We start from the raw sequence: 20,253 nt of genomic DNA on the forward strand, positions 1-20,253 counted from the left end.
TTCAGGAAATATTGGCCACGTCAATCGTGAGCGATGGGGGTGGACGCTGTTTCCTTTGACCTTCTGTTGTCCGCAGGCTGGTCAGACTTTTTCGTGTTGGCCGGATCCAGCGATAGCGGCAAGAAGTCTTGTCTGAACGCGCTTGACGGCTCGTTCGAATAACGCCGGTTCATCAAGAGCCCTAGCGAGAACCAGCGCTCCCTGAATGGCGATGACTGTCTCCTCGGATAGCGCAAGCGCTTCAGTTTCGGGGCATCCGCTCCTCCTGAGAGCGGAGGCGAGCGCGGCACGCCATTCAGAAAAATAGTCCATGACGAGTTTGCTGAATCGGTCCCGGGCATTGTCGAGTGCGAAAGCGCCAACAAGGCAGACGCGTCGGCCAGAGCGGAAATAGGCGGCTATCGACCCGCACATCCCAATGACGGCGGAGCGCGCATCGCCCGCGCTCCTGAGCGGTTGGAACACTTGCTTTCCAAACCACTCGTCGATTTCGCGGAGCACCGCCGCCGCCATTTCTTCTTTCCCGCCCGGGAAGAAGTGATAGAGGCTGCCTTTTCCCAGGCCGGTCTTTTTGTTGATAATCGAGATACTCGCGCCCTCGAAGCCATATTCGCGAAAAATCTCGGCCAGGGCCGGGATTACGTCTGAGCGCTCCGCAACCATTTTGGGCATTTGTTTACAGCCCAAGTTCAGAAAGGCTCGGGTGGTCGGCGGGCCGTGGTCCGGATCTATCCCAGAAGAACTTGCGTTCGGTTTCCTTGATCGGCATATCGTTGATGCATGCGTAGCGGCGACGCATTAGACCGTGCTCGTCAAACTCCCAGTTCTCATTGCCATAGGCGCGGTACCAGTTGCCGGAGTCGTCACGATGTTCGTAGGCGAAACGGACGGCAATACGGTCGCCATCATGAGCCCACAGCTCCTTGATCAGCCGATATTCGAGTTCCTTTCGCCACTTCCTTGTGAGGAAAGCCACGATCTGCTCGCGTCCCTGGATAAACTCGGCGCGGTTGCGCCAGTAGCTGTCCACGGTATAGGCAAGGGACACGCGGCGTGGATCGCAACTGTTCCATCCATCTTCGGCAGCACGGATCTTCGCCGCTGCGGTTTCGCGAGTGAAGGGCGGCAAGGGTAGTCGCTGTTCCGTCATGATGTAGAACTCCGAAACTTATGTACCGATCGTTAAATTGTGTTACGATCGGTACAATCCCATATGGAGCATCCACGCTGTTCGTCAAGCGGACAATCTTCCGGTGTGAAAAGTTTTTCAGTGCCGCGCGAAATCAACTCTCGTTGCCTGAAACCAATCTCTTATTGCCTCGACTTGAGTGGCGGAGAGGAAGATGGCGGCGGTGCGTGGCCAGCAGTCCGCCGCTGTTCTTCACCATGTCAACCTTGGGTTTCCCGCGCTGTCTTCAGCGTATGGGTCCACCACAAGATGTCCTCCAACATGGCATGCGCCGATTCCCCTAGATGCGGAAAATCGTCAAACGTCTTACCCTGTTGCCAGATGCCGAGGAACTCGACCATGCCGATATGCACGGCGAAGCGAATAGGTGCCATCTGAAGCTCCACGGCAACCATCCGCAGATGTTCGATCGAGCGGGCCGCACCGACGCCGCCATAGCCTACGAATGCGATCGGCTTGCGGTTGAACTCCTTGTAGGCGTAGTCGAGCGCGTTCTTGAGCACTGCGCTAGCACCATGGTTGTACTCTGGCGTCACAACGATGAAACCGTCGAGAGTAGCGAGTTTGGCCGCCCAGCGCTGTGCGATGGGATTTGACGCCGGCGCATAGAGTAACGACATCTGCTCTTCGAAGAACGGGAGCGGATACTCCCGTAGATCAATCAGTTCGAAAGTGGCACCGCCGTGTTTACTGGCGAGGTCGCTGATCCAATTGGCAGGTTTGTCTGCGAAGCGGCTCTCGCGCGTGGAGCCGAGGATAATACCGATACGTGGCTTGGGCTGATTGTTCATGATTTTTCCAATTTTCTGATAGGGACTGACAAGGGCAGAGATCCGGTGCTGGGGGTGTTTTCAAGGTAGCCGTCATTTCATCGTTCGTGATGGCACGGTCGCGAGAGCTGGACATGGCTCAGCGCTACGACACCCGGCGACGTTGTGGTGACCGCCGTAAGGCAGCGAATAGACCAGCGCCCTGAGGACCGATCCCACGGGCACTGAGCAATTCCGACTCCGGGGGCATAGGGGCGAGAGCAGAACGCCCAACGAGGAAGAAAGATATGTTGACCACAGCGCGATCTCTTGGCTTGCCTACTCGAGATAGCGCAGATCTAATTCTTCCATTAGATGGGAAGGTCAGATTGTAGCTGTCCAAAAAACGAAGTAATAAATCGCCATGGTTGATTTCAACGACATTGCCCTGTTCGTGCAGGTCATTCGCTGCGGCAGCTTCTCTGAGGTTGGTCGAAGGCTCGGTATGCCGCCCAACACGGTCAGCCGCCGCATTCAGGGACTGGAGGAGCAGCTCGGCGCACGTTTGCTGCAACGAACGACCCGCAAGCTGACGCTCACGGACGCGGGCCGGGAGTTTCACGATCGCTGCGCAGCCTCAATCGATGGGTTACGACAGGCAAGCCAGGATCTTACCGCAGGAAGCAAGGTGCCGAGCGGTCTTGTGCGTGTTGCCGCCCCGGCAGATTTCCTGGACTTCTTCACTCCGCAACTCGTGTCTGCGTTTCTTGATAAGTATCCGGCGGTCCGGTTCGAGTTCCTGCTTAGCGACGCGATGGCGGACCTGATTGCAGATCGCATCGATGTCGCGTTTCGTGGTGGAGCCTCGGGGGGATCCGGCTACATTGCCCACCAGATGCCGATCGCATCTATGGGCCTGTTTGCAAGCCCCGATTATCTCAGCCGCCACGGTGTTCCCAGCAACCTGAAAGATCTCGTTGATCATCGTTGCTTGACGATGCCATATTCGTCCGGCCGCGCCGTTTGGCGGCTCCAGGGTGCGGATAACACTGAGGAACAGGTGGAGGTCGCAGGGCCTTTTGCTGCCACTACAACTCGGGCCCTTCATCTGGCTGCCGTCGCTGGCCTCGGCATTGCCTTGCTGCCCGGCGCAATCGCCAACGCTGACGTGGCGGCAGGGAGGCTCGCACCCGTGTTGCCGCGGTACAGGCGCCGCGATCAGATGATGTGTGTGGTTTTTCCGAGCCACCGTCAGGTCACGCCGGCGGTAGGGGCATTTGTGGCTTCGGTCATCGAGCGGTTCGGGCAGGAGTCCACGTGGGCTCCAAGTTTATCGGATTCAGCTGCTCGGTAGAACTGGTCGACTTCAAGCCATCGAAGTGCCTTCTGGCGCCTTTTTTCGGCGCAGACATCATCAACATGCGGGTGGTCCCTGCGGGTTTGCTTTTCTGAAGGCGCTCAAAAAGTCATAATGTCTCGTTCCGAGGCCGGCATCCGGGCTGCAGCGCTCATACATCGAGCCGACCCGAAGGGTCTCCCTTCGCTAACGCAAATAACGCAACCTCCGTCAATCCGATTGTACCGCGACACGAAGAACTGTGTACCGCGCGGTGGCAATTCAAGTGCGTATGGAATGCGAGTAAACGTCTTCCACTATCAATAGTGCCGGTGTGCTTCGAGCGAGGACGCGATCGCCGCTCGAGAGGAAATTTCTCCAATGGCGTCGGGAAAGGCTCACGCGAAAAATCCCCTGGGATGCACTTGCAGCCGGACCCCCAATGTTGAAACCAGGAGATATTCATGAGCAGCAGGCGCTCATCGCCAGCCGACTTTAGCACCTGGAGCGCAGTCGCTATCGGTTTTGTCACCTTGGCGCTGGCCTACACGGTGCGAGGGTCGCTGTCGCTCGCCATGCCCTTGTGGCAGACCGAGTTCGGCTGGTCGCGGAGCTTCATTTCCAGCATCGCCGCAAGCGCTCTCCTTGTCATGGCGGTGGTCGCCCCCTTCGCCGGTCGGCTGGCTGACAGACGCGGCCCTCGCACGCTTTTAGTCTTTGGACTGGGTGCCATTGGTTTGGGCGTGATTATGGCGGCGGTTGCTCACACGGAGGTGGCTGCGTGGTTGTTGCCGGTAGGCTTCGCCGGTGTCGGTGCGATTGGCTTCGGGGTGATTGCCCAGCACACCGTCGCGGCGGCGATCGCCCAACGTGCCGTTCAAAATCGAGGGCTCGCAATCGGCATCGGGACGGCAGGTTCAACCGCAGGGCAACTCTTTCTCATGCCGGTGCTCGCGATTATGATGCAAACCGGCGAATGGCGGAGCGCCTTTATGTTGCTCGGAGCGGCGTGTCTCCTGCTTATTCCCGTGACATGGATCTCCTTGGGTAGGCAAGCCGGGCACACCGCGCCGGTCCTAGTCGCCCGGGGCGACAGGCACTCCGAGCGCCACGGTCTGAGCGCGCTGGCTAAAAGCCCTGCGTTCCACGCTATGCTTTGGAGCTACACGATCTGCGGCTTTACCACGAGCGGCGTCATTGAAACGCATCTCATGCCCTATGCCACGCTCTGTGGTTATGGAGCATTGCCAAGCGCCACCTCCTACGGGGTCCTTTCAGCGCTTAACCTTGTCGGTATGATTGCGGCAGGATGGTTGTCCGACCGATGCCACAGACCGGCGCTACTCGCATTTATTTACATCGCTCGGGCGTTGGCCTTCATACTTTTGATCTTTGTTGCGGACAACTATCCGCTGCTTATCGTCTTCGCGGTCCTCTTCGGCCTGTTCGATTATTCAACCGTGCCTGTAACCTCGAGTTACCTTGCCAGCCGCATGGGTACGGAGGTGTTGGGTCTATCAATGGGCATCTTGTCAGCGGGACATGCGATTGGCGCGGCAGCAGGCGCGTGGACCGGGGGAGCTTTGTACGATTGGAGCGGCGACTACAGTTTGCTTTGGCCCATTTCGACCGGGTTAGCCCTGATCGCCGCAATTCTCGTAGTTGGCCTATCGGATAGCCAGCGAGTCGCCAACAAGGTCATGGCGACAGAGCAAGGTTGACTGTCTATGATCGCGTTGTTCGGTGTTCGCGAAAATGCGTACGACGGTATTGCGCGACGATCAGGTTGAGACAATACGAATCTCACCTTGATTGCCGCCGCGCATACGAGGGCCTTATCTGGCTGGCGGCGACGTCTTGAAACGACGACGTCTGTGCCAAGAGGCCGGTTGACACATATGTCGGCATGGGATCGAGCGCGAACCCGCGGTCAGTCCCATGCCTAGTACGGTTTTCAATCGAAGCGCCTGACCTCCGTTTAATCTCCCATGAACTCAGTGGCCGAGGGTTGCCGTGTAGTCGCCCAGTCTGGTTTCGACGTCAGCGTTCGTCTGCAGTCCGAGTTCCATCAAGCGCTTGATCTTCGTCTGGGCTTGCGGACGTTGCACGGACGTTACAAACGCATCCCAACCCGCACCGATTTCCGCATCCGAGGGCAGGCTTGAAAAGTCTACCAACCTCTTCGTATCGGCAATGGCCTGCTTGTCAAACGTAGCGATCCGGGTGGCGAGCGCATCGACAAATCCGTTGAGCTCCTCATCAGGAAGGGAACGGTTGACGTAGCCGTAGCGTTCAGCGAGTTCCCCATTAACGTCGTCAGCTCCGAGGAGCACTTCAAGCGCCCGTCCTCGCCCAATCAACCTCGGAAGCCTCGCCATCGGTCCACCGCCAGGAACGAGTGCGGCTCCGACCTCCCATTGCGACAAGACAGCTTTTTCTCTGCTGGCAAAACGCATGTCGCTTGCAAGTGCCAATTCGCTGCCAACCCCGGTCGCACGGCCCCGAATTTCCGTGATTGAGACTACCGGCGCGCGGCTGAGGCGAACGAGCATGTCGGGCAGGGGATGCAAGCCGGTGGTTCCTGATTGGAGGCTTGTCGATTGAGCCAGCGGCGGAACGAAATCATAGTGCGTCAGAAAGAAGCCCGGGACGTCGCTGTCGAATACAACGACTTTAACATCGGGGTCAGTCTCGATCGCTGTGATGACCTCGTTGAGTTGGGGGATTGTCTCGGGGCCGAAGATGTTGAAGGGGGGATTGTGAAGGGTCACACGCCAGTAGGCGGGTGTTTTACGCTCCAGGAAAACTTCCTTATGAATGGACTGCGATCGCTTGGCTTCGTTGGCAGCTGCACTTTTGCCTCCGTGCGTTGCGCCCTTGACGCCGGCCAAAGCTGGCGCCGCCGTCACGATAGCGCTCGCTATGAAAAGGGTGGCAAAATAGCTCGCGATGCGACCAACTCGGTAAATTGGTTGGGTGGATTGGGCAGCCTCGTGATTTCTCATTGTAAGCCTCAATGGTTGGTTACGCAGCAAGTGGCGCTGCGGAGGGCATGGCCTCACCTCCTTCAGGTAAGGCACATTCGTCGGTAGATTAACGCTCGTCGGGCGGAGGAGAGCCTCCCTGTAAGCGGGAGAATAGGCACTTCCATCGAATGGAAATTCGTTACCTGTGATCGCAGAACCTAGAATTCTCTCTGCGAAGCTAGGACAGCTTCGAACGGTCAGCGAAGACATAGGCGCACATCCACGGGTATCTGCCCATCGGTCTTCCAGCTGACCTCAAAATCGAGGAGGTAGCTGCGCCTATGATAATCGCGCTATCGTGCCTGCGGAGGTTCCCTATGAAATGCCACCGTTGCGCGAGATTTCGATCAACCGGCGGTAGGTAAAAATGGGCGGTTGTGAAGTAATTACTGATAGTAATCTCCGCAACTGCCAGTGTCTAAAACTGTCAAGCGACACGAAAGACCGCATTGGATTGTTCCAGGACTTGTAAGGCTGATTTTCGCACAAAGGCAATACTGTCAGAATGCGAAGTATTTTATGTAACCACCAGCCAATCGAAGCTCTGAAAGTCAATGACAGGAGACCGAAATGACGACCGCTAAGTACACCTTTCCGACCATTCATCACAGGACTATTGAAATCGATGGCCTGGAGATCTTTTATCGCGAAGCTGGTCGAACTGATGCGCCAACGGTACTGTTGCTTCACGGGTTCCCGACTTCCTCGCACATGTTCCGTAACCTCATCCCGGTGCTAGCCGACCGCTACCATGTTGTGGCTCCCGACTATCCGGGGTTTGGCCTGAGCTCGATGCCCAGCAGGGAAGACTTCGCCTATAGCTTCGAACGCTATGCTGAAATCGTCGATAATTTCGTCACGAAGCTCGGGATCAACTCCTATACGATCTACGTCATGGACTACGGCGCTCCGACGGGCTTCCGCCTTGCCCTTCGCCATCCGGAGCGGATCACTGGCATGATCGTTCAAAATGGTAACGCTTACGAGGAGGGACTCTCACCATTTTGGGATCAGCTCAAGGCCTACTGGGCAAACAATTCGCAAGAGACGCGCGATGCTCTGCGTCCGCTCATGTCCCTGGATGTCACAAAGTTCCAGTACCTTGATGGGGTTCGCGATCAGACACGCGTCGACCCGGCAAATTGGCTCTACGATCAGCAGTTCCTGGACCGCCCGGGCAATATCGAAATTCAACTTGACCTCTTCTTCGACTACCGCAACAACGTTGCTCTCTATCCGCAGTTCCAGCAGTTCTTCCGCGATCGTCAACCGCCGACGCTTATCGTCTGGGGCAAGAACGACTCCATCTTTCCCGCCCCGGGTGCTGAGGCATTCAAGCGGGACATCCCCAAGGCTGAGCTCCATCTGATTGACAGCGGACACTTCGCGCTGGAAGACCGCGCGGACGAAATCATTCCGCTTATCCAGGATTTTCTTGAGCGTACACTTTAACAACGCAAAGGTAAGCTGAGCTAACTTGTCGCCCACGGTTGTGGGCGATCTTTTTCCTGCGCTTCCGAGTCTCGAGTCCGGCGGTGTAAGCGCGACGGACGCTGAGGCTCGGTGTTCGTCGTTTAGGTTCCCGCGCACGCGCGTAGTCGATCGGCGAAATCCTTTCGAAGCCTCGGTACGGCGAAATCGACGAAAGCTCTAACCTTCGGTACCGATAAGCGACCTTCCGGGGCGACGATGTGTACGGGAAGTGGTGGTGGTTCGTCCGTGGGAAGAACAATCTCTAGTTCGCCGCTCTTTACGTATTCAGCGATCTGATAAGAGAGTACTCGCGTTATCCCGTTGCCCTCAATTGCGGAGGCGACAACGCCTGCCACGCCATTAATCGTCAGTCTTGGCTTTATGTGCACCAGGCGCTGAGCACCGCCGGTGTCTCGGGAAGGAAACGTCCAACTCTCTTGGCCGAACTGGGCAAGAGCGATGCAGTGGTGATCGGTAAGATCAGATGGGGAGTCGATTGCGGCAGCGCTATTGAGATAGGAAGGGGCTGCGCACAACACGCGCCGCACTTCTCCTACCCGAATTCCAATCATGTTCGAGTCCGACAAGTGTGCGATGCGAAGCCCTAGATCTATTCCTTCATCGACCAGGCTGACAGTGCGATCCAGGAGCAGGAGCTTTACATTGACCTCCGGATGTTCACGGAGATAGGCATCAAGTATAGGCCGCAGGATCGAAACACCGCTCACCAGCGGGGCGGTCACCGTCAGCGTTCCCCTAGGCGTCTTCGTTTCACCGGCGGCCAGGAGGTCCGCCTCGTCAAGGTCGACAAGCACCCGGCGGCAGGCCGACGCATATCTTTCTCCCGCTTCGCTTAGTCGGATAGTTCTGGTCGTGCGATGAAGCAACTGGACGCCTACGTGTGCTTCAAGAAAGCTGATGGCCCTTGTCACCGCGGCCGGGGAGCGATTCAATTTGCGCCCAGCCGCAGCGAGGCTGCCCTCGTCAAGAGTGCAAACAAATACTCTCATCGCATCTATACGGTCCATGTTCTTCCTTTTCACTAAAACCGGAATTGCTGTCGCGGCGCCTCTTTGGTTGAACCGAGGTACTCGATGTGCTGTAGGCATTCTGCCGTTCGCCGTATTAGCTTGCTCCCGACCTGAGGTCAGAACCGGCAATCATTCTTCTTCCAGGTGTGCGATCGGTTCAACACCAACCTTTGGCTCGGCCGGAGACGCTCGCCCAAAGGCGTCGACTTTCCGTTCCAGTTCCATTCGAGCGCTGTAGTATGTGCGGTCCCTGGGCGGCGCGCGTCGAAAATGGCAGGCGCGATGTTTATCTGCAGATGACAGGTCACGCGAATGGCGGATCATAGGCGAAACGAGTTCTGACGCCCGTTTCTCGAACGGCCGCGATCAAATCCCGGGCGAGCGTGTTTTGGGTATCGTAAAAGCAGAGATACTGCATGTTTGGGATAGTTGGCAAACCATGCGCCTCACCAAAAACCTTTAAGCCCGGCTTGAGTTGACTTCGAGCTATCGGCGTAAGGCCGAACCCGGCGAGCGCCGCGCTGAGACACCCGGCGAAGCTGGGACTTTCAAAGACCAATCGGGCGCCACGGCCTACGTCCGCCAGAGCTTCTGTGGCCGACTCTCTTAGCACACAGGGTTTTGGAAACGCGACGAGGGGCACCAGATCGGACTCTGCGATATCAAAGTCATCGCATCCAGCCCACACGACATTTTCCTGCCATAGCAACTCGCCCCCCTCAATTGGGCGCCACTGCTTGCCGATCACGATATCCAGTCGTCGCTGAGAATAGTCATTCAACAACTTAACAGTCATGCCGACTTTCAGCTCAAGCGCCAGCCCAGGGTTGGAACTTCGAAAAGCGCGCAAAACGTGAGGTAGCCACGTGCTGGCAAAATCCTCGGATGCGCCCACGCGCAAGCGCGCGGCCTTGTATTTGCCGGTTATCTTCGCTCGAGCCTCCTGCTCCAATCGTAGAAGCTCGCGCGTATAACTATAGAGCACTTCTCCTTCTGGTGTCGGTCGAACGGTTCGTGTCGTGCGTGCGAGCAACGGCTTTCCAACGAGTTCTTCGAGCCTACGCACATGACCGCTTACCGCTGAAGGCGTCAGCGACAGGACGTCAGCGGCAACCGCGAAACTGGAATTCTCCACGATTTCCAGGAATGTCCGCAGGAGTGTCAGGTTAAGCATGTCGCTCTCCATTCATCACAAATTGTGAATAATGAGAAGCAACTCTTCGCGAGTTGGGTCTTCATCATTCGCGATGAATTGCATATTATTATTCACGTTCTGTTTAGGCAAGGGCTGCGAAGGAGCTAAGCGCGGCTTCAGTATCGGCGGTTTCCGTTCTTGCGCAGGGCTATTCGGGACCCCGACTGTTGGATCGGTGGGGCCCGGAAAAACGTAACAACCGATTGGAGGTAGGAAGGCTCACCGCTCGTCATGGGCGGAATTTTTAAACGACGAACCTGATTGAATCGCCCTGAGGAGGAAATAATGACAATCTCATATACAGGAAAGTTTCGCGCTGCGACCGTTCAGGCGGAGCCAGTATGGCTCGATGCCGACGCAACGATCGACAAGTCCATCGCGCTGATCGAAGAGGCGGCACGCAACGATGCGAACATCATCGCGTTCCCCGAAGTGTTCATCCCAGGATATCCGTATTGGGCATGGATTGGGGACCAAAAATGGGGCTTCAAGTTCCTGCAGAAGTATCACGAAAATTCGCTCGAACTTGGTGATGAGCGAATGCAGCGCCTCCAGCTCGCTGCCCGCCGCAACAAGATCTCCATCATCATGGGCTATTCCGAGCGAGATGGTGGCAGCCGCTATCTGAGCCAGGTCTTTATTGATGAAAACGGCGATATCGTTGCCAATCGCCGTAAACTGAAACCGACGCATGTCGAGCGTACAATCTACGGTGAGGGCAACGGAACCGATTTTCTCACCCACGATTTTTCCTTCGCACGTGTTGGCGCACTTAACTGCTGGGAGCATTTCCAGCCGCTAAGCAAGTACATGATGTATAGTCTGGGAGAGCAAGTGCACATTGCTTCATGGCCCGCCATGTTCGCATTCCAGCCTGACATCTTTCAATTGAGCGTCGAGGCGAGCGCCACGGTGACAAGGTCCTATGCGATTGAGGGGCAGACGTTTGTGCTTGGCTCGACGCAAGTCGTTGGAAAAAGTGCGATCGAATTCTTCTGCGAGACGGATGAACAGCGTGCTCTCCTACCGATCGGTGGGGGCTGGGCACGAATCTACGGACCCGACGGCGCAGAGCTTGCAAAGCCGCTTGCGGAAGACGAGGAGGGCATTCTCTACGCTGAGATCGACCTCAGCAATATTCTGTATGCAAAGGCCGGGGCCGACCCGACCGGACATTATGCACGACCCGATGTGCTGTCGGTGACGTACGATCCTCGCAACCATGCGCCTGTGCGTTACATCGGTACTGACGGGCGCGCTGACGTCAGCACACTGTCAAGGGTTGAGGCATATCGCGTGCGCCAACTGGCGAACGAAAAAGCCAAGCGGGAGCTTTCGGTCCGCAGTCAGATCGAAGCTATCCCCTTGCCGAAAGAAAAAACCCGACTCACTCCCGCTCTGGCAAAGCTGGGCGAAGAGGTCGAATAGGGTGATCTCCTCGGCGCCGCCGTCACGCCCCGATCTGGCCCGGATCTAGCGGCGCCGAGAGCCGGCCACATCTACCCACTTGCGACGCTGGTCCATGTTGCGAGGGGCGGGGGTGGCCGGCACCTTTCCTTAGGGCAGGTCACGCCGATGAACAGGCCAAGCATCGAGGATGGATATGAGCGAGCCCGAAAAAGCTGAGAGATTTTTCGTGCCAATAATGCAAGGCTTCGAAGAACTGACAGTCCCAACATCGGGAGTCACGATCCAGGCATGGGTCGCCGGGAGCGGGCCACCGCTACTCCTGCTCCACGGTTATCCCCAGACACATGTGATGTGGCACAAGATAGCACCTGCATTGGCAAGACGGTTCACGGTCGTGGCAACCGATCTGCGTGGGTACGGCAGATCTCAAAAGCCGGAAGGTGGTGAAGCGCATATCAACTTCTCCAAACGCGCTATGGCGCAGGATCAGTTCGAGGTCATGCGGGAGCTTGGCTTCGATCGGTTTAGCGTTGTCGCTCACGATCGCGGTGCTCGGGTAGCGCATAGATTGGCTCTCGACCATCCTGAGGCGGTTGAAAAGCTGGTGCTACTGGATATCGCTCCGACTGATACGATGTACCAGGCCACAGACAAAGCGTTTGCTACCGCGTACTATCACTGGTTCTTTTTGATTCAGCCGTACGATCTCCCGGAGAAATTGATCAACTCCGACCCCGGCTATTATCTCCAAAAGACGCTGAACGCCTGGTGTAAGACACCGGATTCGTTTCCGGACGAGGTGTTGGCTGAGTATGTCGCGGCTTTTTCCAACCCTGAAGCCGTACACTCAGCCTGCGAGGATTACCGAGCGGCGGCCGGTATCGATCTGGAACATGACGCGGCTGACGCAGATCGACGTCTCGGGCAGCCGCTGCTGGTTCTCTGGGGCGAGAGAGGTGTGGTCGGTAACTCATTCGACGTAGTCGATGTTTGGCAGCGACGAGCAACAAACGTACGCGGGCGCGCGCTGCCGTGTGGGCATTTTCTCGCTGAAGAGGTGCCCAAACTGCTGTTGGACGAGTTGCAGGCGTTTCTTTGATGGCTTGAGGTTTTCGCGCGTACCGGGGCGGCAGGCCGCTGAACAATAGCGACCTGCCGGCTCGCGAAGATCACACCGGACGAAAACGCGGCCTCTTTTCCGATGCAGCGTCTCACGCTTTTCTGCTGATCCTTGTGCAGACACCAGGGTCAATTGACATCGGTGATTTTTAATAGGCTCGACCCCCGAATTTCTTGATTGCCGTGGAAGCGCCTATGTTCAAGAACTTCTCATAGCCTTCATCTCCATTTCGAGCGTGGCGGTTTCCCAGATCAAGCGCTTGGAGACGCAGGCTGGGTGCACATTCACCAATCGAACGACACGCTCTTTCTTCGGACACCAGCAGATTTTCCGCCTGGCGGCCTAGTCTGGCTTCTTTAGTTTGTGAAATCTTCGCTAAGTGACCACTCATCGGTTCACAATTCTCAATTCCGGCCGCGGATAGGGGGCAGCCGGCTTCCTGCGGCGGAAATCGCTTGAACGCATCTGCCCAGCACACCTGGGGTTCGACGCCCATGGTCGAGACGGCCTCTTGACGGCGTTCTGCCCGCCTATTGTGCGTTTGCCTTCCCTAGGCGGCGATTTCTAAAGTCGGGGAGGCGTCCAGGAGCGCTCTGGTGTAAGGATGCATAGGGCGATCCAGGATGTCGTCTACAGTACCTTCTTCTACGATGAGGCCATCCTTCATAACAACTATTCGATCGGCCACGCTGGAAACTGCCGCGAGATCGTGTGAAATGAAGACGCACGCGAATCCATGGCGCGCCTGTAGCCGCCGAAACAGATCCAAAACTTGACGCTGGATTGTCATGTCCAGCGCAGAGACGGGTTCGTCGGCTACCACAAACGCGGGATTACGAATTACCGCCCGAGCAATTGCCACGCGTTGACGCTGACCACCCGACAAGGCGTGAGGGAAGCGATCCCCATGATTGCCTAACCCTACCTCTTCCAAAGTATCACGCACCCGTTTTTCAGTCTGCGCACGGGTAAGTCCCCGCTCGTGCCGGAGAGGTTCGGCAACGATGCTTGAGACTTTCTGTCGAGGATTAAGCGAAGAATAGGGATCCTGAAAAACGAGCTGGCAAGACAGGCGAAAATCCCGCTGGTGCCGTCGATCTGCGTTCTTCATCGACACGCCGCGGAAAGCCACCTCACCTTCGGAATGGGGGATCAAACCGATTAGTGCTCGACCAAGGGTAGTTTTGCCAGATCCGGATCCACCGACGATCGCGACAGCTTCGCCAGGACGGACCATCAGAGAAACGCCCTTCACAGCCTTTTTCATTTCAGATCGCGAGAACATGTTACCCGGGCCCGCGAACGTGACCGCAAGGTCTCTGGCTTCGATCAAAGGCTCAGTCCCGCTTAAGGTTAGACCGCGCTTATGACGCTTCGGTAATGCTTCGATCAAGCTCCTGGTGTAGTTTTCACTCGGCCGGCGAAGCACTTGATCGACCGGACCGGTTTCGACCAGGCGTCCACGCTCAAGTACGACCATCCGTTGGGCGTATTTCGCCACCAGCCCCAGATTGTGGGTGATGAGAAGAACCGCCGTGCCTTGACTGCGGGTGAGGTCAACCATTACGTCAAGCACCTCACGTTGAGTGAGAGTGTCGAGTGCGGTGGTCGGTTCGTCCGCGATAACCAGTTTCGGCTTGAGCAGCATTACTGACGCGATCATGATCCGCTGTCTCATGCCGCCTGAGAATTGATGCGGGAATGCCGCTAGACATGATTCCGGATCCTTGATCTGGACCCGTCTTAGCATCTCAACCGCGCGGCTCCGAGCTTCGGCGACACTTACTTTTTCGTGCAGGATAAGTCCTTCGGCCAGCTGATCTCCAATTGACATGTTTGGGTTAAGCGAAACCATCGGCTCCTGGAAAATCATTCCGATCTGCGCGCCCCTTATTTTTCTCATCTCGCTCCCGCTGAGGGAAAGGATGTCCTTTCCGTCAAAATGGATATGTCCCGCTGACGCGCGGATACCCTCGGGCAGTAGCTGCAGGCAGGCCTTGGCCGCCATCGTCTTGCCGCTACCGCTCTCCCCAACCAAGGCAACGATTTCGCCGGCCTTAACGTCAAATGAGACGTCCTTCAGAATGTCGACACCCGGTGCGACGCTGAGCCCGAGATTCCGGACCGACAATAATTGTTTTCTCGTGGACATGATCAACGCTCCATCCTCGGGTCCAATCGGTCGCGCAACGCGTCGCCGAGTAGGTTAATACCGAGCAAAGTCAATGAAATGCAGAGGCCGGGGGCAATCCCGAGCCATGGCGCGCTCTCTATATGAGGACGTGCCGCGGATAGCATGTTGCCCCATGTCGGCGACGGCGGTGGTACACCTAGACCGAGGAAACTCAATCCACTTTCGGCCAGCACGACCCAGCCGAACATCGAAGTCGCAAGCACGACGATCGGAGCCACGCAATTTGGAAGAACATGGCGAAGCATCGTGTAAATCTCGGAGTTACCGACCACGCGTGACGCTTCGACATATTCTCTTTCGCGCGCAGACAAGACCGTCCCGCGCACGATGCGAAGCACCGAAGGTGTGTAAGCAACTCCCAAAGCCAAAATGATCCCGAACCTATTCGGCCCCATGATGACCATCAGGCCGAGCGCCAAGAGAGTACCGGGAAACGCCAGAACGGCGTCGCTGAACACCATCAAAACTCGGTCGGTGAAGCCCCGGACATATCCCGACATTAGTCCGAGCAACGAGCCGACTATAACGGCGACAAGTACAGTTAATAGTGCCACGCTTAAGCTTTGAGATGCACCATAGAGCAGTCGCGAAAACACATCGCGACCGAATTCATCTGTCCCCAACCAGTACTGAAAGGACGGCGCCTGAGTGCGCGCGCGCAGATTAACAACCATCGGATTGTAGGGCGTCCAGATCAAAGCGGTGAAGGCCATACAGGCCACCCCGGCTACGAGAGCGCCCCCGAGGATAAAGTTCGGAGCGGTTATACTTCTCATGCCGTCACCCGCGGGTCGAAGAGTGGATAGCAAAGATCAACGATGAGATTGACGAGCACGTAAAGCGTCGCAGTAAAGAGGAGGCAACCTTGGATGACCGGGTAGTCTCGCGCGAAAATCGCATCCACCAGAAGTCGACCAAGTCCTGGCAAAGTGAAGACTGTCTCGAGCACTGCCGCGCCACCCAGAAGTCCTCCGAGAATGAGCCCGATCATCGTCCAGGTCGGGGCAAACGCATTTGGCATTACGTGCCGGATAAGAACTCTGAATTCGGACAGGCCTTTTGCGCGGGCGTGAGTAACGTATTCCAGACGCAACACTTCGATGGCGCTGGCACGCACCATTCGCGTCAGCACTCCGACCTCGATCAGCGCCAGCGTCACAACAGGCAATACGATGTAGGTGATGGCAGACCAGAAATTCTCCGTGAACGGCACGAAACCAACAACAGGCAGCCAACCGAGCTTCAGCCCGAAAACGAGCAGCAGAAGCAAGCCGAGCCAAAAGCTGGGTACCGACATCATCAATGTGGCAAGCGCGACAACAATGACGTCCACGCGGCCATTCTGCTTCCAGGCTGCAAGTAGACCCGATGGGATAGCGATAAGCGTAGCGGATCCGACGGCGAGGAACACGATCACCGCGGTGACCTGAAACCGGTCCAACATAAGGCTAAGAACAGGACGATCGTTAGTGATGGATTTGCCCAGATCACCGTGCAGAACCTGCCTTAACCAGATCGTGAATTGGACAGGAACGGGCTTATCCAGTCCAAGCCTGACCTTAAGATGCTGCACTTCGTCGGAGGTCGCTTGGTCGCCAAGCATTAACTGCACCGGATCTCCGGGTATCGATCGCACCATCACGAAGACCATGATGGAAACCAATAGAAGTGTTGGAAGCGTCCATAACAGACGCCTTCCGACATAGCTCGCGAGTTGGGGCATGAGCTATTTTCCCTCAATCACGGAGACGCCCCAAGCGCGTGGCAGACCGAGGGGCCAGATGGCAAAACCCTCAACACCTTTACGAACGGCGATGATCCGTGTGCCGGAATAAAGAACAACCAGTGGGACGTCGGCCCGGATCATGTCCTCAAGCCTATCAAAAATTGGCTGTCGTTTTGCAGGGTCCGAGATCACCCTTGCTTGCGCCATGAGTTCGCGGCCCTGCGCGTTGTCCCAGACCTTATTGGGCTGCGCTGACTTATCTCCACTCACCATGTCGTACGACAGCGATGGATCCAAGCGGGCCGAATAGAGGAAAGACATCGCCGTATACCGACCAGCAGTGTAGCGATCGAGCAAAGTCGCCCAATCAAGTGTCTCGATTTGAATGTTGATGCCAGCCTCGGCGACCATTGCCTGCACCAAAACCGCCGCCGAGAACAGTTGCGGATAGAACTCCGTGGTCAACCACGTGATCGGCTGTCCGTTATACCCCGCTTCGGCAAGCAGAGCTTTGGCGGCGGCGATATCGCGTGCCGGAACCTGCGACTGCGCCTTCGAGAAATAGGGGCTCGGTTGAGGAATGACCGAACTGCTGGCCTTTGCTTGCCCTCCGCTCACCACGTCGGCGAGTTGAGGCAGATCCAGCGAAAGCATCAAGGCTTTGCGAATCCGAACATCGGACAGCAACGGGTCCTTGGTTTGAAACAGAAGAGCAGTCAGCCCCATGCCGGGGCGGCCCTGTAGGTCCAAAGTTTCATTTGCTTTCAGATCGGCGACGTCGGTGTTGTCGACGTCGGGGATCACGTCAAGATCCCCCGTGAACAACGCCGCCTTGGCGGCCGAGTCGTCAGGCACGATCACAAATCGGACGGTCTCCACGCGGGGTTGTTTGTTGCCAACGTAGCCGCTCACTGGTCCTTCGATCGGCGAGTAGGACGGATTGGCTTTGAGCTCGATAAACTGGCCGGTTCGCCATTCAGACAAAGTGAATGGGCCGGTTCCAATCGGAGCTATCCATTTTCCGTCGGGGCCAATTGAGGACCGATGATAAATTCCCGTTTGACCGCAGTCTGGCCGAGCCAGGGTTGTAAGGAAAAGCGCCGAAGGCTTGTCCAAGGTGAACACTATGGTCGAGGCGTCAGGCGCCGAGACGCTTGTGACTTTCGCCACCCCCTTGCCCGTGACATCAGGCAAGCAGCGCCAGCCATTCTCCGGCGCCGAATAGCGCTGCCAAGCAAATAACACGTCACTTGATGTCAGTTTCTCACCATTGCTGAAGGTGACGTTGTCGCGGAGCTTGAACGTATAGGTTAACCCGTCCTGGGAGACGTGGATTGTTTTTGCAAGGAGTGGCGCCACGCTGGCATCATCCTTGTATCCGACTAGGCCTTCCACGATGTGGCCCACGACGGCGTCGGTGTTGGCGTCCCTATTGAAGCCGGGGTCAGTGCTGCGAATATCCGCGTTCATGCGGATGCGTAGTGTTCCCTCCAGCGCCATGCCTGGCGACGTGACGCCCCCAGCCAGAAGAGCGGCAAGGGACGCGATGGCGATCGACGATCTCATTTTCATTCCTAATTCCCCTTTTTTGTCGGCGGTATCAGTCGCCTGATCTGATTTACGCCGCCTCCACCTGGTGGCGGCCATCTTGGTTGATTGCCTGCACGTCCATCGTCAGCGAGTAATCGAAGAAGGACGTGTTGAGAGCAGGCAGAATGGAGACCTGCAGGGTCCCGGTTGCCGGCTGCATGACGATCATCGCGACCGTAGCTGTCAGGTTGTTCGACATCGACTTACGCGGAGGGCGGCAAACCGCGAAGGGAGATTCAAAATCATCCCACAGCGCCTTCTTGACGTGCTCCACCGTAATCGAGCCGACCTTGTCGCGCAGCAGTTCATGAACACGCGTGTCGCGATAGAGCGAGTCGGGCATGTTCGCAATGCCGCAATCCTTGAGTTTTGCAAGTGCTACCGGACTCTGAAAGTGGTTCGCGTGAACGATCAAACCATCCGTCGGATGGACGAGGAATGACTCGTTAGGCGCACATTCGAAATTCAATCCAAAGCCGTGGACATGTCCCATGATGATGTTGTTGGAGGCCGACTTCGCAGTGGCGTAGACCGACTGCATGGCCAAGGCCAGCTGTCTCTGCTCAAGCATATTTCGCCGGATAACGCTTAATGGCACGCCAAGCGTGCGATAGTCGCGATCCGATTCCAAATAATTGCCCGATATGGAAATGCCCGCCGAATTGAACCCTGTGCGAGCCAATCCCCCAGCTTCTGTGAAGGTGATAATGTCTGGGCCATCGTCACGGCGAATTTTCAGGACGACAGCGGTTTCGGCGCACTCGGCCTTCCAGTCCCAGTTCTGAGCGTGGATAAGCTTCCCGTCGTTTGAAGCGCTGGGCAGAACGAGCACACCGGTGCAGCCGTCGGGATCAATAAAGTCACCGGCGCCCTTCTGACGGCGGTGAGCCATCTTCAGGACTTCCGTCCGCGCGTTCAAAAGCATCACGTCCGTGAAGCTGATCCCCGCACCTTCCGCAATACCCTTCATCTCATCGATGTAGTGTTGCCCGAAAGTCGCGATCGAGCCTGCGAACTTGTCGGTGATTGCCTCAAGATCCATTTGGCTGAGGCCGTTTCGCTGTATTTGTTCGGAGTAGTGCCCCACGCCCTTCCTGACGCGATCAACCGCCTGTTCGCCGTACTGTCGGCCCCGCTCAAGCGGAGTTCCAGAGACTTCAATTAAAGGACAATCAAGAGGCATCGACATTACGCTCATCCAGAGTTTGAATCCGCAGGGCCGCCTTTGAAACGGTCTTGCGTAAATGATTGAAAGGTGTATTTTGTGAACAACAAAAACGATTACACGCAGAATGGCAAGGGAAAAATGTCGGAACCGCGCTTATCACTGCAAGATCCGCTCGCCCGTCGGATCATTGGCCTTGTGCATGAGGATCAGCTGGCGCCTGGAGACCGGTTAAATGAAAGCTTGCTGGCCGAGCGACTGAAAGTCTCTCGCTCACCCGTGCGTGCTGCACTTGCTCGCCTTCAATCAGAGGGAATTCTCGAGTATCAACCGAACCGAGGTATGATCCTTGTCGAACTGCCGCCCGCGACGGTCACAAGAATTCAGGAGCCAGGCGAGGACCTTTTAGTCGTGATCGCAAGATTTCGACGCGATGGAGAACTGAAAGACGCCTTCACCGAAGCCGAAGTCATGCGTATGACGGCCGCAGATCGGCCTCAGGTTCGCCAGGCGCTTACAAGTCTAGAAAACCTCGGAATGGTCCGGCGCCGTTCAGGCTATGGATGGGAATTTACGGTCGCGGTTCGGGATGCGAAAGCGAGAGCTGAGAGCTTTCGTTTCCGTATCCTGATCGAGTGCGCGGCAATTCTGGAGCCGGAATTCCACCTCGATGGCGGCTGGATCGCAATGATGCGCGAGCGACACACGCGAATGATGCGAGCTGAGTGGGTGGAGAGTTCCAGTGTCGCGTTTTTCGAGATGAACGCTGAATTCCACCAAGGTATCAGTGACGCTTCTGGCAACCGATATCTGGCTGATGCCATGCACAGGCAAAATCAGCTGCGCCGGCTCTCCAATTACAATTGGAGACATGGAGCGGTGCGTGTCCAAACAAACTGCCAAGAGCACCTTGAGATGCTTGATCGTTTCGACGAAGGCGACCATGAGATGGCCTCGCTCCTAATGAAGAAGCACCTGACGGATGCCAGTCGCGTAACGGGCCAAGCGGACACCTGATACTGAGTTTTGTTTAAACCAAATACGAAACT

The 20,253-nt window shown here is 56.6% G+C and carries 18 protein-coding genes; 6 read left to right on the top strand and 12 right to left on the bottom strand.

Translation table 11 applies throughout. The features are described 5' to 3' along the window. Positions 1 to 81 precede the first annotated feature (81 nt). From ABIE33_RS18200 to ABIE33_RS18210, 3 genes are all read right to left on the bottom strand, one after another. The gene (locus tag ABIE33_RS18200) at positions 82 to 672 is read right to left on the bottom strand and encodes a TetR/AcrR family transcriptional regulator (RefSeq protein WP_429127622.1); all 591 of its coding nucleotides are present in this window, start codon (positions 670 to 672) and stop codon (positions 82 to 84) included. A 4-nt stretch (positions 673 to 676) separates the two neighbouring features. Then, positions 677 to 1,150, bottom strand: coding sequence for a DUF1348 family protein (locus ABIE33_RS18205; RefSeq protein ID WP_429127624.1), 474 nt, complete (start codon positions 1,148 to 1,150; stop codon positions 677 to 679). A 239-nt stretch (positions 1,151 to 1,389) separates the two neighbouring features. Then, positions 1,390 to 1,980: an NADPH-dependent FMN reductase gene (locus ABIE33_RS18210; RefSeq protein WP_429127626.1), complete on the bottom strand. Its 591-nt coding sequence runs from the start codon at positions 1,978 to 1,980 to the stop codon at positions 1,390 to 1,392. 382 nt (positions 1,981 to 2,362) lie between these two features. On the opposite strand from ABIE33_RS18210, the gene ABIE33_RS18215 reads away from it, so the two are divergent. Then, on the top strand, positions 2,363 to 3,292 hold the full coding sequence (locus ABIE33_RS18215; RefSeq protein WP_429127629.1) for a LysR family transcriptional regulator: 930 nt from the start codon (positions 2,363 to 2,365) through the stop codon (positions 3,290 to 3,292). Positions 3,293 to 3,738: 446 nt separating this feature from the next. Further along, positions 3,739 to 4,995, top strand: a complete 1,257-nt coding sequence (locus tag ABIE33_RS18220; protein WP_429127631.1) for an MFS transporter — start codon at positions 3,739 to 3,741, stop codon at positions 4,993 to 4,995. Positions 4,996 to 5,268: 273 nt separating this feature from the next. Here ABIE33_RS18220 and ABIE33_RS18225 read toward each other — a convergent pair whose 3' ends face one another. Next, positions 5,269 to 6,279 carry an enoyl-CoA hydratase/isomerase family protein gene (locus ABIE33_RS18225; protein ID WP_429127633.1) on the bottom strand — a complete coding sequence of 337 codons (1,011 nt, stop codon included), beginning with the start codon at positions 6,277 to 6,279 and terminating at the stop codon, positions 5,269 to 5,271. Positions 6,280 to 6,870: 591 nt separating this feature from the next. Here ABIE33_RS18225 and ABIE33_RS18230 point away from each other — a divergent pair. Further along, on the top strand, positions 6,871 to 7,752 hold the full coding sequence (locus ABIE33_RS18230; protein ID WP_429127636.1) for an alpha/beta fold hydrolase: 882 nt from the start codon (positions 6,871 to 6,873) through the stop codon (positions 7,750 to 7,752). 122 nt (positions 7,753 to 7,874) lie between these two features. Here the strand turns inward: ABIE33_RS18230 and ABIE33_RS18235 are convergent, their stop codons facing one another. Both ABIE33_RS18235 and ABIE33_RS18240 read right to left on the bottom strand, forming a co-directional pair. Continuing rightward, complete coding sequence (locus ABIE33_RS18235) at positions 7,875 to 8,801, bottom strand: LysR family transcriptional regulator (protein WP_429127638.1); 927 nt, start codon at positions 8,799 to 8,801, stop codon at positions 7,875 to 7,877. Positions 8,802 to 9,108: 307 nt separating this feature from the next. Further along, positions 9,109 to 9,978: a LysR family transcriptional regulator gene (locus tag ABIE33_RS18240; RefSeq protein WP_429127640.1), complete on the bottom strand. Its 870-nt coding sequence runs from the start codon at positions 9,976 to 9,978 to the stop codon at positions 9,109 to 9,111. A 306-nt stretch (positions 9,979 to 10,284) separates the two neighbouring features. On the opposite strand from ABIE33_RS18240, the gene ABIE33_RS18245 reads away from it, so the two are divergent. Together ABIE33_RS18245 and ABIE33_RS18250 are read left to right on the top strand one after the other, a co-directional pair. Then, positions 10,285 to 11,427 (top strand): carbon-nitrogen hydrolase family protein, encoded by a 1,143-nt coding sequence (locus ABIE33_RS18245; RefSeq protein ID WP_429127643.1) that lies wholly within the window; start codon positions 10,285 to 10,287, stop codon positions 11,425 to 11,427. A gap of 175 nt (positions 11,428 to 11,602) precedes the next feature. After that, positions 11,603 to 12,508, top strand: a complete 906-nt coding sequence (locus tag ABIE33_RS18250; protein ID WP_429127646.1) for an alpha/beta fold hydrolase — start codon at positions 11,603 to 11,605, stop codon at positions 12,506 to 12,508. A 169-nt stretch (positions 12,509 to 12,677) separates the two neighbouring features. Here the strand turns inward: ABIE33_RS18250 and ABIE33_RS18255 are convergent, their stop codons facing one another. The 6 genes from ABIE33_RS18255 to ABIE33_RS18280 are packed head-to-tail and all read right to left on the bottom strand — an operon-like array spanning position 12,678 to position 19,228. Continuing rightward, positions 12,678 to 13,025, bottom strand: coding sequence for a hypothetical protein (locus ABIE33_RS18255; RefSeq protein WP_429127649.1), 348 nt, complete (start codon positions 13,023 to 13,025; stop codon positions 12,678 to 12,680). Positions 13,026 to 13,079: 54 nt separating this feature from the next. Next, a complete protein-coding gene (locus tag ABIE33_RS18260) occupies positions 13,080 to 14,681 on the bottom strand; it encodes an ABC transporter ATP-binding protein (RefSeq protein WP_429127651.1) in 1,602 nt (533 codons plus the stop codon). Between the two features lie 2 nt (positions 14,682 to 14,683). Then, positions 14,684 to 15,499, bottom strand: coding sequence for an ABC transporter permease (locus tag ABIE33_RS18265; protein ID WP_429127654.1), 816 nt, complete (start codon positions 15,497 to 15,499; stop codon positions 14,684 to 14,686). Next, positions 15,496 to 16,446: an ABC transporter permease gene (locus tag ABIE33_RS18270; RefSeq protein WP_429127656.1), complete on the bottom strand. Its 951-nt coding sequence runs from the start codon at positions 16,444 to 16,446 to the stop codon at positions 15,496 to 15,498. Before ABIE33_RS18270 ends, ABIE33_RS18265 begins: the two co-directional genes overlap by 4 nt. A 3-nt stretch (positions 16,447 to 16,449) precedes the next feature. Beyond that, positions 16,450 to 18,021 (bottom strand): ABC transporter substrate-binding protein, encoded by a 1,572-nt coding sequence (locus ABIE33_RS18275; RefSeq protein WP_429127659.1) that lies wholly within the window; start codon positions 18,019 to 18,021, stop codon positions 16,450 to 16,452. Positions 18,022 to 18,067: 46 nt separating this feature from the next. After that, complete coding sequence (locus tag ABIE33_RS18280) at positions 18,068 to 19,228, bottom strand: C45 family autoproteolytic acyltransferase/hydolase (RefSeq protein ID WP_429127661.1); 1,161 nt, start codon at positions 19,226 to 19,228, stop codon at positions 18,068 to 18,070. 75 nt (positions 19,229 to 19,303) lie between these two features. Here ABIE33_RS18280 and ABIE33_RS18285 point away from each other — a divergent pair, with 75 nt between their 5' ends. After that, a complete protein-coding gene (locus ABIE33_RS18285; protein ID WP_429127664.1) occupies positions 19,304 to 20,221 on the top strand; it encodes a GntR family transcriptional regulator in 918 nt (305 codons plus the stop codon). The last annotated feature ends 32 nt before the right edge of the window (positions 20,222 to 20,253 follow it).

This window comes from Ensifer sp. 4252 (assembly GCF_050434565.1).
Taxonomy (GTDB): Bacteria; Pseudomonadota; Alphaproteobacteria; order Rhizobiales; family Rhizobiaceae; genus Ensifer.

What these genes read in the sequence shown, in the direction of transcription:
- ABIE33_RS18200 (WP_429127622.1), bottom strand. Translation starts at nt 672, where the DNA reads ATGCCCAAAATGGTTGCGGAGCGCTCAGACGTAATCCCGGCCCTGGCC.
- ABIE33_RS18205 (WP_429127624.1), bottom strand. Translation starts at nt 1,150, where the DNA reads ATGACGGAACAGCGACTACCCTTGCCGCCCTTCACTCGCGAAACCGCA.
- ABIE33_RS18210 (WP_429127626.1), bottom strand. Translation starts at nt 1,980, where the DNA reads ATGAACAATCAGCCCAAGCCACGTATCGGTATTATCCTCGGCTCCACG.
- ABIE33_RS18215 (WP_429127629.1), top strand. Translation starts at nt 2,363, where the DNA reads ATGGTTGATTTCAACGACATTGCCCTGTTCGTGCAGGTCATTCGCTGC.
- ABIE33_RS18220 (WP_429127631.1), top strand. Translation starts at nt 3,739, where the DNA reads ATGAGCAGCAGGCGCTCATCGCCAGCCGACTTTAGCACCTGGAGCGCA.
- ABIE33_RS18225 (WP_429127633.1), bottom strand. Translation starts at nt 6,279, where the DNA reads ATGAGAAATCACGAGGCTGCCCAATCCACCCAACCAATTTACCGAGTT.
- ABIE33_RS18230 (WP_429127636.1), top strand. Translation starts at nt 6,871, where the DNA reads ATGACGACCGCTAAGTACACCTTTCCGACCATTCATCACAGGACTATT.
- ABIE33_RS18235 (WP_429127638.1), bottom strand. Translation starts at nt 8,801, where the DNA reads ATGGACCGTATAGATGCGATGAGAGTATTTGTTTGCACTCTTGACGAG.
- ABIE33_RS18240 (WP_429127640.1), bottom strand. Translation starts at nt 9,978, where the DNA reads ATGCTTAACCTGACACTCCTGCGGACATTCCTGGAAATCGTGGAGAAT.
- ABIE33_RS18245 (WP_429127643.1), top strand. Translation starts at nt 10,285, where the DNA reads ATGACAATCTCATATACAGGAAAGTTTCGCGCTGCGACCGTTCAGGCG.
- ABIE33_RS18250 (WP_429127646.1), top strand. Translation starts at nt 11,603, where the DNA reads ATGAGCGAGCCCGAAAAAGCTGAGAGATTTTTCGTGCCAATAATGCAA.
- ABIE33_RS18255 (WP_429127649.1), bottom strand. Translation starts at nt 13,025, where the DNA reads ATGGGCGTCGAACCCCAGGTGTGCTGGGCAGATGCGTTCAAGCGATTT.
- ABIE33_RS18260 (WP_429127651.1), bottom strand. Translation starts at nt 14,681, where the DNA reads ATGTCCACGAGAAAACAATTATTGTCGGTCCGGAATCTCGGGCTCAGC.
- ABIE33_RS18265 (WP_429127654.1), bottom strand. Translation starts at nt 15,499, where the DNA reads ATGAGAAGTATAACCGCTCCGAACTTTATCCTCGGGGGCGCTCTCGTA.
- ABIE33_RS18270 (WP_429127656.1), bottom strand. Translation starts at nt 16,446, where the DNA reads ATGCCCCAACTCGCGAGCTATGTCGGAAGGCGTCTGTTATGGACGCTT.
- ABIE33_RS18275 (WP_429127659.1), bottom strand. Translation starts at nt 18,021, where the DNA reads ATGAAAATGAGATCGTCGATCGCCATCGCGTCCCTTGCCGCTCTTCTG.
- ABIE33_RS18280 (WP_429127661.1), bottom strand. Translation starts at nt 19,228, where the DNA reads ATGTCGATGCCTCTTGATTGTCCTTTAATTGAAGTCTCTGGAACTCCG.